The sequence below is a fragment of the Anoxybacillus dikiliensis genome, assembly GCF_050613275.1.
GTDB lineage: Bacteria > Bacillota > Bacilli > Bacillales > Anoxybacillaceae > Anoxybacillus.
Genome location: NZ_CP187112.1, coordinates 95,001 through 108,135 on the forward strand (window position 1 = coordinate 95,001; position 13,135 = coordinate 108,135).

Here is a 13,135-nt window from a genome sequence, read left to right on the forward strand (position 1 = left end):
ATCGCATCCTGGGGCTGTAGTCGGTCCCAAGGGTTGGGCTGTTCGCCCATTAAAGCGGTACGCGAGCTGGGTTCAGAACGTCGTGAGACAGTTCGGTCCCTATCCGTCGCGGGCGTAGGAAATTTGAGAGGAGCTGTCCTTAGTACGAGAGGACCGGGATGGACGCACCGCTGGTGTACCAGTTGTCCCGCCAGGGGCACAGCTGGGTAGCTATGTGCGGAAGGGATAAGCGCTGAAAGCATCTAAGCGTGAAGCCCCCCTCAAGATGAGATTTCCCATCGCGTCAAGCGAGTAAGATCCCTTGAAGATGACAAGGTTGATAGGTCCGAGGTGGAAGCGTGGCGACACGTGCAGCTGACGGATACTAATCGATCGAGGACTTAACTAAGCACACAAGAAAAGCGGAGAACGGTTCTTGACGTAGTCAAGAAAACATCCGACGGAGCCAAAAGTTTTTGACGAAGACGTGTGTGCACGTCGAACGGAAAAAGCGAAGGCGCAGGAGGATGTTAGTTCGAAGCTAGACAACAAGAAAGGCGTAGGCGACTGTTTAGTCCTGTTATCTAGTTTTGAAGGAATAATTCTTCATCATATTGCTCGGTGACGATAGCGGAGAGGTCACACCCGTTCCCATCCCGAACACGGAAGTTAAGCTCTCCAGCGCCGATGGTAGTTGGCGGGACACCGCCTGCGAGAGTAGGACGTTGCCGGGCAGAGAGAAGACCAAGACGATTTAGTCTTGGTCTTTTTGTTTTATTGAACGAATGCAATGGGTAAAATATATAATAGTGCAGGAAGGGAATCCTTGCATTTTTGCAGAATTCCGTATATATTAAAATTAAAGTCAAATATAGTCAAAGTCAACTGGCAGAGGAGGGATTATGTGAGGAATATCTCTGATGTCATTGAGCAATATTTAAAGCAAGTGTTAAATATGAGCGGAAAAGATATCGTCGAGATTAAACGAAGCGAAATTGCGGATAAATTTCAATGTGTTCCTTCGCAAATTAACTATGTCATTAATACACGTTTTACGTTAGAGAGAGGATATATTGTTGAAAGTAAACGCGGCGGTGGCGGTTATATTCGTATTATGAAAGTGAAAGCCCAAAATGCTTCTCAACTCATTGATCACTTATTGTCCATCGTTCGGGATCGAATTAGTCAAACGAATGGGGAACATATTATTCAACGATTGTTAGATGAAAAGGTAATTTCACAGCGGGAAGCGAATATGATGTTAAGCATTATTGATCGCGCAGTTTTATCTATTGACCTTCCTGATCGTGATGAACTGCGTGCCCGCATATTAAAAGCGATGCTGACATCGCTAAAGTATATGTAAAGAGGGTGAATACTTTGATATGTCAAGAATGCAATCAACGGCCAGCGACGCTTCATTTTACTAAAATTGTGAATGGGGAAAAAACGGAGATTCATCTTTGTGAACAATGTGCGCATGAAAAAGGTGAAATGTTTATGTTCCCTCATCAAGGCGCTTTTTCGATTAACAATTTAATTGCAGGATTATTAAATATGGATGCATCACTAAAAGAACCCAAAGCGCCCTCTTTTCATAATGAGCATATATTACAATGCGAGCATTGCAAAATGACATATGCCCAATTTGTGAAAGTTGGTCGCTTTGGTTGTGCAAGTTGCTATGAGACATTTCGTACCTATTTGCCCCCTATTTTCCGAAGATTGCATGGCGGACATGTAGCCCATGAAGGGAAAATTCCGAAGCGGGTCGGTGGCACATTATATGTTCGTAAACAAATTGGACAGTTGAAACAAATGTTACAGGAGCTTATTGCTAAAGAACAGTTCGAAAAAGCAGCTGAAGTGCGCGATCAAATTCGGGAGCTTGAGACAAAATTAAATGCAGAAGGGAGCGCTTGATATATGAATGAATATGTATTTTTTCAACGCGCTCTTAGCCCATGGATGAACGAAGAAGGTCCAGATTCTGACATTGTGTTAAGTAGTCGTATTCGTCTAGCGAGAAACATGAAACAATACTCGTTCCCGACCGTATTTACAAATGAAGAAGCGATGCAAATCGTTCAATTGTTTGAACAGTTATTTTTACAAAGACGTCTCGGTCATATCGGTCCCTTTTTCTTATTAAAAATGAATGAATTACAATCGATTGAAAAGCGTGTGTTAGTCGAAAAACATTTGATTAGTCCTCATTTAGCTGAAGATTGTACATTTGGTGCATGTTTATTATCGGAACAAGAAGAAGCAAGCATCATGATCAATGAGGAAGATCATATTCGCATTCAATGTTTGTTTGCAGGTTTTCAATTAAAAGAAGCGTTAAAAATGGCTAACGCTTTAGACGATTGGATTGAACAACATGTCGACTATGCTTTTGATGAAAAATACGGATATTTAACTAGTTGCCCAACAAACGTCGGGACGGGATTACGTGCATCCGTTATGATGCACTTACCAGGACTTGTATTAACTCAACAAATAAATCAAGTAATTCCAGCTATTAATCAGCTAGGTTTAGTTGTTCGTGGCACGTATGGAGAAGGCAGTGAAGCATTAGGGAATATTTTTCAAATATCAAATCAAATTACATTAGGAAAAAGTGAAGAAGATATTGTCGAAGATTTAACAGGAGTTGTTCGTCAATTAATTGAACAAGAGCGAATGGCGCGTGAGGCATTAGTCAAAACTTCTAACATACAATTAGAAGATAGGGTATATCGTTCTTATGGTGTTTTAACAAACAGTCGAATCATCGGTTCAAAAGAAGCGGCACAATGTTTATCTGATGTACGATTAGGTATTGATTTAGGGTATATTACGAACGTTCCCAAAACAATTTTAACAGAGCTGATGATTTTGACACAGCCCGGTTTCTTACAAAAATATGCAGGTGGTGCGTTGCGTCCGCAAGAGCGAGATGTTCGCCGTGCATCACTCATTCGTGAACGATTATACCAATGGAAGTAAATTGAAGGAGGTTGATGAAAATGATGTTTGGACGTTTTACAGAGCGAGCACAGAAAGTGTTAGCACTAGCACAGGAAGAAGCGGTTCGTTTGGGACATAACAATATTGGAACAGAGCACATTTTGCTCGGCTTAATTCGCGAAGGGGAAGGAATTGCAGCAAAAGCGCTTATGGCGCTTGGATTAGGACCAGATAAAATTCAAAAAGAAGTAGAATCACTTATTGGACGTGGAAACGAAGTAGGGCAAACGATTCACTATACGCCTCGCGCAAAAAAAGTGATTGAATTGTCAATGGATGAGGCTAGAAAGCTTGGACATTCGTACGTTGGAACAGAGCATATTTTACTTGGACTTATTCGTGAAGGAGAAGGTGTTGCTGCACGTGTTTTAAATAATTTAGGGGTAAGCCTAAATAAAGCTCGTCAGCAAGTGCTCCAATTATTAGGAAGCAATGAATTGGCCTCAGGGCATCATGGGGGAACAACGCATGCGAACACGCCGACATTAGACAGTTTAGCACGTGATTTAACAGCTATTGCACGTGAGGGCGGTTTAGACCCTGTGATTGGAAGAAGTAAAGAAATTCAACGTGTCATTGAAGTGTTAAGCCGCCGAACGAAAAATAATCCTGTTTTAATCGGAGAGCCAGGTGTAGGGAAAACGGCCATTGCCGAGGGACTAGCTCAACAAATTGTCAATAACGAAGTGCCTGAGACGCTTCGTGATAAGCGTGTCATGACGCTTGATATGGGAACAGTCGTTGCCGGAACAAAATATCGCGGGGAATTTGAAGATCGGTTGAAAAAAGTGATGGATGAAATTCGCCAGGCTGGCAACATCATCTTGTTTATTGACGAATTGCATACACTCATCGGAGCAGGAGGTGCGGAAGGAGCTATTGATGCGTCAAATATTTTAAAACCTTCTCTTGCTCGCGGGGAATTACAATGCATTGGGGCGACAACGTTAGATGAATACCGAAAATATATTGAAAAAGATGCAGCGTTAGAAAGACGCTTCCAGCCAATTCATGTGGGTGAACCGACGGTTGAGGAATCCATTCAAATTTTAAAAGGTTTGCGAGATCGTTACGAAGCTCACCATCGCGTTTCTATTTCAGATGAGGCGATTGAGCAGGCGGTAAAGCTTTCAGACCGATATATTTCGGATCGATTTTTGCCAGATAAAGCAATTGATTTAATTGACGAAGCTTGCTCGAAAGTACGGTTACGTTCGTTTACGACTCCACCAAATTTAAAAGAGCTCGAACAAAAACTTGAGGAAATTCGCAAAGAAAAAGATGCAGCTGTGCAAAGTCAAGAGTTTGAAAAAGCAGCATCATTGCGAGATGCGGAACAAAAATTGCGCGAACAACTTGAAGAAACAAAGCGGGCATGGAAAGAGAAACAAGGTCAAGAAAACTCTGAAGTGACTGTAGAAGATATTGCGGCTGTTGTGTCAAGTTGGACCGGAATTCCAGTATCTAAATTAGCTCAAACAGAAACAGAACGATTGTTAAAGTTAGAGGAAATTTTACATTCTCGTGTTATCGGGCAGGAAGAGGCGGTGAAGGCTGTTGCTAAGGCAGTTCGGCGTGCTCGTGCAGGATTAAAAGATCCAAAGCGTCCAATTGGCTCGTTTATTTTCCTTGGACCGACGGGGGTAGGAAAAACAGAGTTAGCGCGAGCGCTTGCCGAAGCGATGTTTGGCGATGAAGATGCGATGATTCGCATTGACATGTCTGAATATATGGAGAAACATTCGACATCACGCCTTGTCGGTTCACCTCCAGGATACGTCGGCTATGAAGAAGGTGGACAATTAACGGAAAAAGTTCGTCGCAAACCGTATTCTGTTATCTTATTAGATGAGATTGAAAAAGCGCATCCAGATGTATTTAACATTTTATTACAAGTGCTAGAAGATGGCCGTTTAACGGATTCGAAAGGACGCACAGTTGATTTCCGCAATACGATCATTATTATGACATCAAACGTTGGTGCTGACGCTTTAAAGAGAAATAAATATGTCGGTTTTAATGTGCAAGACGAAAGCCAGCAATACAAAGATATGAAAGGGAAAGTGATGGATGAGTTGAAAAAGGCGTTCCGTCCGGAGTTTTTAAACCGAATTGATGAAATTATTGTTTTCCATTCACTTGAAAAGAAACATTTGAAGGAAATTGTTTCATTAATGGTTGAACAATTGAAAAAACGCCTACAAGAACAACAAATCGATTTAGAATTAACGGATGCCGCCATTGAAAAATTAGCGGAAGAAGGTTACGATTTAGAGTACGGGGCGCGTCCATTGCGCCGAGCAATTCAAAAACATATTGAAGATCGTTTATCTGAAGAACTGTTAAAAGGAACGATCGGCAGCCGACAAAAAGTTGTTATGGATGTAAAAGATGGTCAGTTTGTTGTGTTAACAACAGAGACAGTAAAATAACGAAAACAAGGTATGCTTACACGCATACCTTGTTTTTCATAATGAAAGGAATGAAGTAATGGTTAAGCGGAAAACGAAATTTGTTTGTCAACATTGTGGATATGAAACAGCGAAGTGGATGGGGAAATGTCCAGGTTGTCATTCATGGAACACAATGGTCGAAGAAACGGAAATAGTAAAACCACATAACCGTGCGCTATTTGTGCATACAGAAGGGGCAGCAACCAAGCCTGTATCGATTACGACGGTAGAAACAACACACGAACCGAGAATCGATACGAAGTTTACGGAGTTTAATCGCGTGCTCGGGGGTGGAATTGTTCGTGGTTCCCTTGTTTTGATTGGTGGGGATCCTGGTATTGGGAAATCAACATTGTTGTTACAAATTTCTGCTCAACTCGCAAACGATGCTCATCCTGTATTATATATTTCCGGGGAAGAATCAGTAAAACAAACGAAGTTGCGTGCCGAGCGGTTGCATGTAACTGCTGAACATTTATATGTTTTGTCTGAAACAAATTTAGAGCATATTATCCAAACTGTTGATGATATGAAACCATCGTTCGTTGTCATCGACTCGATTCAAACGATATATCGCTCAGAAATTACATCTGCACCAGGGAGTGTATCACAAGTTCGTGAATGTACAGCAGAGTTGATGCGGGTAGCTAAAACGAAAGGGATTGCGATTTTTATTGTTGGGCATGTCACGAAGGAAGGGGCGCTTGCCGGACCACGCATTTTAGAGCATATGGTTGACACCGTATTATATTTTGAAGGAGAGCGTCATCATACGTACCGCATTTTACGGGCAGTGAAAAATCGATTTGGCTCTACAAATGAAATCGGTATTTTCGAAATGAAAGAAGCAGGGCTAGCTGAAGTGAAAAACCCTTCAGAAATTTTTTTAGAAGAGCGTTCTAAAGGAGCTGCTGGATCCACGGTCGTTGCTTCTATGGAAGGAACGAGACCGGTGTTAGTGGAAATTCAAGCATTAGTATCGCCGACTAGTTTTGGAACGCCACGTCGAATGGCAACAGGAATAGATCATAATCGCGTTTCCTTACTAATGGCTGTACTTGAAAAAAGGGTTGGTTTGCTCCTTCAAAACCAAGATGCTTATTTAAAAGTAGCTGGTGGCATAAAGTTAGATGAACCTGCGATTGACTTAGCCATTGCTGTAAGTATCGCTTCCAGTTTTCGTGATCAACCAACAAATCATACCGATGTCGTTATTGGGGAAGTCGGATTGACAGGTGAAGTACGTCGCGTGTCTCGCATTGAACAGCGTGTACAAGAAGCTGCGAAGCTCGGCTTCCAACGCATCATTATTCCGAAAAGCAACATCGGTGGCTGGAACATTCCAAAAGATGTCGAAGTTATTGGGGTAGTCAATGTAGAAGAAGCGCTATATTATGCATTAGGAGAAGGGAAAAATCGTCCAATATTTTAACAAAACCATTAAAAAATCATTAAAAATCATGTTCAGATTGGTTTCAAACATTGGAAACTGTTTATAATGTAATAGAGGAGGTGAAAAAAAACGTGTTAAAACGAATTGTGCAAGCATCTTTTTTAATTACTGGGGGCATGTTAGGAATCATTTTCTTTCCTACTTTGTTGAAGCTGCTGCACTTAGACGATTTTCCTTATGTCGATAGCCCATATGTAGCGGCCCCAGTTGGTGCGATCATCGTATTCCTTCTCACGTTTTGGTTAGTCGATCATGTGGTTGGACTTATTCATTGGATGGAAGAAACGTTAGTCAAAGCGCCTGTAACCGATTTATTATTTGGAAGTCTCGGTTTAATTTTCGGGCTCATTGTTGCCTTTTTAGTCGTTATTCCGTTGAATTCTATTCAAATTCCGCTTGTTAATACGATCTTGCCCATTTTCCTTACGCTACTGTTAGGGTATTTAGGATTCCAAGTCGGATTTAAGAAGCGCGATGAGTTAATGAACTTATTTTCTTTGCCAAATCGGACAGGAAAGAAAAAAGGTAGCGAAGAAGAGGAGAAAAAAGGTAAATCGCTGAAAATTTTAGATACGAGCGTCATTATCGACGGGCGTATTGCGGATATTTGTCAAACGGGCTTTTTGGAAGGGACGATTGTCATTCCGCGCTTTGTTCTAGAAGAATTGCAGCATATTGCTGATTCTTCGGATGCGTTAAAAAGAAATCGCGGACGAAGAGGACTTGATATTTTAAACCGTATCCAAAAAGAGTTAGCCATTAACGTTGAAATATATGAAGGTGATTTTGAAGGAATTCAAGAAGTCGACAGCAAGCTTGTCAAATTGGCGCAATTGACATCAGGGGTTGTTGTGACAAATGACTTCAACTTAAATAAAGTGTGTGAATTACAAAATGTTCCTGTGCTAAATATTAACGATTTAGCGAACGCGGTAAAACCGATAGTTCTTCCGGGGGAAGAGTTAAATGTTCATGTGATTAAAGATGGGAAAGAACAAAATCAAGGTGTTGCTTATTTAGATGACGGAACGATGATCGTTGTAGAAGATGGGAAGGACTATATCGGAAAAAGAGTCGATGTGCTTGTAACGAGCGTGTTGCAAACATCAGCTGGAAGAATGATTTTTGCCAAACTAAAGCTACTTGAAAAAGCATTATAAGCTGTTAGGAGTTAGGGAAATGAATTATCATGTCGTTATACCGGCAGCTGGCCAAGGAAAACGAATGAATGCAGGAATGAATAAACAATTTATCGAGCTTGAAGGAGTACCTGTTATTATTCATACGTTACGTGTATTTGAACGAGATGATTTTTGCGAAGGTATTGTGTTAGTCATTAATGATCAAGAACGTGAGCAGTTTGTTCATATGCTTCATCGTTTTGAAATAAAAAAAGTGAAAGCCCTCGTTTCAGGAGGGGAAGAAAGACAGCAGAGCGTCTATAATGGGTTAAAAGCGGTGAATGGTAATCATATTGTGCTCATTCACGATGGCGCTCGTCCGTTTGTAACGATGAAAAAAATTCACGAACTCGTTCGAGTGACAAAAGATACGGGAGCAGCTGTGTTAGCTGTTCCTGTCAAAGATACGATGAAACAGGTGATCGATGGGCAAGTTGAAAAAACGGTCGATCGATCGAGCTTGTGGGCTGTACAAACGCCACAAGCTTTTTCCATGCCATTAATTATCGATGCCCATGAACGAGCAAAAAAAGAACAGTTTATCGGAACAGATGATGCAAGTCTCGTTGAGCGGATCGGTCATCGTGTCGTTGTTGTAGAAGGCGAATATACAAACATTAAGCTAACAACACAAGAAGATTTATTATTTGCGAAAGCGATTTTACGTGCGAGAGGGGATCGATGATGTATCGAATTGGACAAGGATTTGATGTCCATCAGTTTGCTGAAGGGCGTCCACTTATTATTGGCGGAATACACATTCCGTATGAAAAAGGGTTGCTCGGACATTCCGATGCAGACGTATTGCTCCATGCGATTGCCGATGCATGTTTAGGCGCGATCGGTCAAGGGGATATTGGAAAACATTTTCCGGATACAGATGAAGCATACAAAGATGTTGATTCTGCACTTTTATTACAACGTGTATGGAGTCTTGTACGCCAACATGGGTATACGCTTGTGAATGTTGACTGTACGATTATTGCACAAAAACCGAAAATGGCTCCATATATTGCAAACATGCAAAAACGAATTGCTGAGCTGTTAGAAGGGGACGTTTCACAAGTAAACGTCAAAGCAACAACGACAGAAAAGCTTGGTTTTACAGGGAGAGGAGAAGGAATTGCCGCACAAGCCGTCATTTTGTTACAAAAAAATAATGAATGATGGATTTTGTATGTCGTTTACGGTACAATGGGGTACAGAAATTAGGTAGATGGAGGTTATGGCATGTCACAGGAAGTAAGGGTGCGTTACGCACCGAGTCCGACGGGTCATTTACATATTGGTGGTGCGCGCACAGCGTTATTTAACTATTTGTTTGCTCGTCATCATCAAGGAAAATTTATCGTTCGCATTGAAGATACAGATATTGAGCGAAATGTAGAAGGTGGCGAGCAATCACAACTTGAAAACTTGAAATGGCTCGGTATTGAGTATGATGAATCCGTAGATAAAGATGGTGGATACGGTCCCTATCGTCAAACGGAGCGTCTGCACATATATCGCCAATATACAAACGAATTGTTAGAAAAAGGACATGCATACAAATGTTTTTGTACACCTGAGGAGTTAGAACAAGAGCGTGAGGCGCAAAAAGCGGCAGGTATTGCAGCGCCACAATATAGCGGCAAATGCCGTCACTTAACAACAGAGGAAGTTCAGCAGCTAGAAGCGGAAGGCAAGCCTTATACAATTCGTTTAAAAGTGCCGGAAGGGAAAGTGTACGAATTTGAAGATATGGTGCGCGGTCGAGTATCTTTTGAATCGAAAGATATCGGTGATTGGGTCATCGTAAAAGCGAACGGCATCCCAACGTATAACTTCGCTGTCGTCATTGATGATCATCTAATGAAAATTACACATGTATTCCGTGGTGAAGAGCATTTATCGAACACGCCGAAACAGTTAATGGTATATGAATATTTTGGTTGGGAGCCACCAAAATACGCACATTTAACGCTTATTGTGAATGAAAATCGCAAAAAATTATCAAAGCGCGATGAGTCAATTATTCAATTCGTTTCCCAATATAAAGAGCTTGGTTATTTACCAGAGGCGATGTTTAACTTTTTTGCGCTGTTGGGCTGGTCTCCTGAAGGAGAAGAGGAGATTTTTACAAAAGAAGAACTTATTCGCATTTTTGATGTTTCGCGTTTGTCAAAATCTCCATCGATGTTTGATAAGCAGAAACTGACATGGATGAACAACCAATATATTAAAAAGCTCGATTTAGATCGACTAGTTGAATTATCGCTTCCTCATTTAATTCGAGCGGGGCGCCTGCCAGAACAAATGACCGACGAACAAAAACAGTGGGCTCGTGATTTAATAGCGCTATATCAAGAGCAAATGAGCTATGGTGCCGAAATTGTTCAGTTATCAGAGTTGTTCTTTAAGCAAGAAATCGAGTATGATGAAGAAGCAAAGGCTGTTTTGGGTGGCGAGCAAGTACCGCTTGTGTTAAAAGCATTTTATGAGCAAGTGGAGCAGCTTGCAACGTTTGATAGTGATCATATTAAAGCTGCAATTAAAACAGTGCAAAAAGAAACGGGACAAAAAGGGAAAAACTTATTTATGCCGATTCGTGTAGCGGTAACAGGACAAACGCACGGTCCAGAACTTCCGGAGGCGATTCGTTTGCTCGGAAAAGAAACGGTAATGTCCCGATTAGCAAAACTCATCGGTTAACATTTCTTTGTCTATATAATAAAATAAGTGTAAGTCATATCGGTGAAAGCGTCGATGAGGAGAAGTAAAAAGAGTCAGCATGTCAGAGAGAACCACCTTGGCTGGAAGTGGTTTATGCTTGATTCTTTTGAAATGCACCTCGGAGCCTCCTTTCGAACCAGAGACGTTCTGCAGTAGAATGGAGCGGATTCCCTTCCGTTATAAGGGCAAGAGTGAGCCTTTTGGCTAAACAGAGTGGAACCGCGCTAGTGAAGCGTCTCTGTGTCATCGTACACAGAGACGTTTTTTATTTTGGAAGATAACAAAGGGGGGAACAACGTGTTTAAAACATTAAAAGAAGACATTGAAGTGATTTTCGAACAAGACCCGGCAGCAAGAAGTTATTTAGAAGTTATTTTGACGTATTCCGGGTTACATGCGATTTGGGCACATCGCATTGCACATGCGCTTTATAAGCGGAAATTTTACTTTTTAGCTCGCCTTATTTCACAAATTAGCCGCTTTTTTACCGGCATTGAAATCCACCCAGGTGCAAAAATTGGTCGCCGCTTTTTCATCGATCACGGCATGGGAGTCGTCATCGGTGAAACGTGCGAAATTGGTGATAACGTAACGGTGTATCAAGGTGTCACACTCGGTGGAACCGGTAAGGAAAAGGGAAAACGTCATCCGACGATTAAAGATAACTGCTTAATTGCAACCGGTGCGAAAGTGCTTGGTTCCATCACTATTGGGGAGAATAGTAAAATTGGGGCCGGTTCGGTCGTGTTGAAAGATGTACCACCAAACTCAACGGTTGTCGGTATTCCAGGGCGTGTCGTTGTACAAAATGGAGTGCGTGTCAATAAAGATTTAAATCATTGTGATTTACCGGATCCAATTGCAGATCGTTTTAAAGAGTTAGAAGCAGAAATCGAGCAACTAAAAGCACAAGTACAAGAACTAAAGAAAGGAACGGTGAACCATGAGCATTCAAGTGTATAATACGTTAACGCGAAAAAAGGAGCCGTTTATCCCATTAGAACCAAATAAAGTAAAAATGTATGTATGCGGACCGACAGTATACAACTATATTCATATTGGCAACGCCCGTCCGGCTATTGTATTTGATACGATTCGCCGCTACTTACAATTTCGTGGGTACGAAGTTCAATATGTCTCTAATTTCACCGATGTAGACGATAAACTTATTCGAGCGGCAAGAGAACTGGGAGAAGATGTACCGACCATTGCGGAGCGGTTTATTGAAGCGTATTTCGAAGATATTACAGCACTTGGTTGTAAAAAGGCAGATGTTCATCCACGGGTGACGGAAAACATTGATACAATCATTCAATTCATTGAACAGTTAATTGAAAAAGGGTACGCGTATGAAGTTGAAGGTGACGTATATTATCGCACCCGCCGTTTCCCCGACTACGGTAAATTATCACATCAGTCTATCGATGAATTAAAGTCGGGAGCTCGTATTGAAGTTGGAGAGAAAAAAGAGGATCCTCTTGATTTTGCGCTATGGAAAGCAGCAAAAGAAGGAGAGATTTACTGGGATAGTCCATGGGGGAAAGGTCGACCAGGATGGCATATTGAATGTTCAGCCATGGCGCGTAAATATTTAGGAGATACGATTGACATTCATGCCGGTGGGCAAGATTTAACGTTTCCGCACCATGAAAATGAAATCGCTCAATCCGAGGCGCTAACGGGCAAGCCTTTTGCGAAATATTGGTTGCACAACGGCTATATTAATATCGACAACGAAAAAATGTCAAAGTCGCTTGGAAACTTTATATTAGTGCATGACATTATTAAGCAAGTTGATCCGCAAGTGTTGCGTTTCTTCATGCTTTCGGTCCATTATCGTCATCCAATTAACTATAGCCAGCCGTTGCTCGACAGTGCAAAAAGTGGGTTAGAACGTCTAAAGACAGCGTATGCGAATGTCAAACACCGCTTAGGAAGCAGTACAAATTTAACGACAAATGATGAACAGTGGTTAGCGAAAATTGAGGAGTTGAAAAACGAATTTATTCGCGAAATGGATGATGATTTCAATACAGCGAACGGGATTGCTGTGCTATTTGAACTAGCCAAACAAGCAAACATATATTTGATGGAGAAACATACATCTGAAGCTGTTATTCAAAAGTTTTTACAACAATTTGAACAGCTTTTTGATGTCCTTGGTCTTTCTTTACAGCAAGATGAATTGCTTGATGAGGAAATTGAAGCGCTCATTCAACAACGAATTGAAGCGCGGAAAAATCGCGATTTCGCTTTAGCTGACCGCATTCGTGATGAGTTAAAAGCGAAAAACATCATTTTAGAAGATACACCACAAGGCACGAGATGGAGAAGAGGATAAAACG

Annotated in this window: 11 protein-coding genes, 2 rRNA genes and 1 other annotated feature (1 of these 14 running past the window's edge); all 13 genes read left to right on the top strand. The window is 41.4% G+C overall.

The genetic code is table 11. The annotated features are described in order from the left end of the window. Window positions 1-388, top strand: a 23S ribosomal RNA gene (locus tag ACPF7I_RS00495); it begins 2,538 nt to the left of the window's first position. 208 nt (window positions 389-596) lie between these two features. Further along, window positions 597-713: ribosomal RNA gene (rrf, locus tag ACPF7I_RS00500) — 5S ribosomal RNA — on the top strand. A 170-nt stretch (window positions 714-883) separates the two neighbouring features. Continuing rightward, on the top strand, window positions 884-1,345 hold the full coding sequence (locus tag ACPF7I_RS00505) for a CtsR family transcriptional regulator (protein WP_021095355.1): 462 nt from the start codon (window positions 884-886) through the stop codon (window positions 1,343-1,345). A 14-nt stretch (window positions 1,346-1,359) separates the two neighbouring features. Then, window positions 1,360-1,902, top strand: coding sequence for a UvrB/UvrC motif-containing protein (locus ACPF7I_RS00510; RefSeq protein ID WP_430745410.1), 543 nt, complete (start codon window positions 1,360-1,362; stop codon window positions 1,900-1,902). Window positions 1,903-1,905: 3 nt separating this feature from the next. Beyond that, window positions 1,906-2,970 (top strand): protein arginine kinase, encoded by a 1,065-nt coding sequence (locus tag ACPF7I_RS00515; protein WP_430745408.1) that lies wholly within the window; start codon window positions 1,906-1,908, stop codon window positions 2,968-2,970. 20 nt (window positions 2,971-2,990) lie between these two features. Further along, the gene (gene clpC / locus ACPF7I_RS00520) at window positions 2,991-5,423 is read left to right on the top strand and encodes an ATP-dependent protease ATP-binding subunit ClpC (protein WP_430745406.1); all 2,433 of its coding nucleotides are present in this window, start codon (window positions 2,991-2,993) and stop codon (window positions 5,421-5,423) included. A gap of 58 nt (window positions 5,424-5,481) precedes the next feature. After that, a complete protein-coding gene (radA, locus tag ACPF7I_RS00525; protein ID WP_430745405.1) occupies window positions 5,482-6,876 on the top strand; it encodes a DNA repair protein RadA in 1,395 nt (464 codons plus the stop codon). A gap of 92 nt (window positions 6,877-6,968) precedes the next feature. Beyond that, window positions 6,969-8,057: a PIN/TRAM domain-containing protein gene (locus ACPF7I_RS00530; RefSeq protein WP_327850827.1), complete on the top strand. Its 1,089-nt coding sequence runs from the start codon at window positions 6,969-6,971 to the stop codon at window positions 8,055-8,057. A gap of 19 nt (window positions 8,058-8,076) precedes the next feature. Continuing rightward, on the top strand, window positions 8,077-8,763 hold the full coding sequence (gene ispD / locus ACPF7I_RS00535; protein ID WP_430745403.1) for a 2-C-methyl-D-erythritol 4-phosphate cytidylyltransferase: 687 nt from the start codon (window positions 8,077-8,079) through the stop codon (window positions 8,761-8,763). Then, window positions 8,763-9,245 carry a 2-C-methyl-D-erythritol 2,4-cyclodiphosphate synthase gene (ispF, locus tag ACPF7I_RS00540; RefSeq protein ID WP_430746012.1) on the top strand — a complete coding sequence of 161 codons (483 nt, stop codon included), beginning with the start codon at window positions 8,763-8,765 and terminating at the stop codon, window positions 9,243-9,245. Before ispD ends, ispF begins: the two co-directional genes overlap by 1 nt. A 63-nt stretch (window positions 9,246-9,308) precedes the next feature. Then, entirely contained in the window at window positions 9,309-10,769 is a 1,461-nt protein-coding gene (gene gltX / locus ACPF7I_RS00545; protein ID WP_430745401.1) for a glutamate--tRNA ligase, read from the top strand. 42 nt (window positions 10,770-10,811) lie between these two features. Beyond that, window positions 10,812-11,033, top strand: a binding site (T-box leader). 54 nt (window positions 11,034-11,087) lie between these two features. Further along, window positions 11,088-11,753, top strand: a complete 666-nt coding sequence (gene cysE, locus ACPF7I_RS00550; protein ID WP_430745399.1) for a serine O-acetyltransferase — start codon at window positions 11,088-11,090, stop codon at window positions 11,751-11,753. Further along, complete coding sequence (gene cysS / locus ACPF7I_RS00555) at window positions 11,734-13,131, top strand: cysteine--tRNA ligase (RefSeq protein ID WP_430745397.1); 1,398 nt, start codon at window positions 11,734-11,736, stop codon at window positions 13,129-13,131. The genes cysE and cysS overlap by 20 nt, the downstream gene beginning before the upstream one ends. Window positions 13,132-13,135 lie beyond the last annotated feature (4 nt).

What these genes read in the sequence shown, in the direction of transcription:
- ACPF7I_RS00515 (WP_430745408.1), top strand. Translation starts at nt 1,906, where the DNA reads ATGAATGAATATGTATTTTTTCAACGCGCTCTTAGCCCATGGATGAAC.
- clpC (WP_430745406.1), top strand. Translation starts at nt 2,991, where the DNA reads ATGATGTTTGGACGTTTTACAGAGCGAGCACAGAAAGTGTTAGCACTA.
- radA (WP_430745405.1), top strand. Translation starts at nt 5,482, where the DNA reads ATGGTTAAGCGGAAAACGAAATTTGTTTGTCAACATTGTGGATATGAA.
- ispD (WP_430745403.1), top strand. Translation starts at nt 8,077, where the DNA reads ATGAATTATCATGTCGTTATACCGGCAGCTGGCCAAGGAAAACGAATG.
- ispF (WP_430746012.1), top strand. Translation starts at nt 8,763, where the DNA reads ATGTATCGAATTGGACAAGGATTTGATGTCCATCAGTTTGCTGAAGGG.
- gltX (WP_430745401.1), top strand. Translation starts at nt 9,309, where the DNA reads ATGTCACAGGAAGTAAGGGTGCGTTACGCACCGAGTCCGACGGGTCAT.
- cysS (WP_430745397.1), top strand. Translation starts at nt 11,734, where the DNA reads ATGAGCATTCAAGTGTATAATACGTTAACGCGAAAAAAGGAGCCGTTT.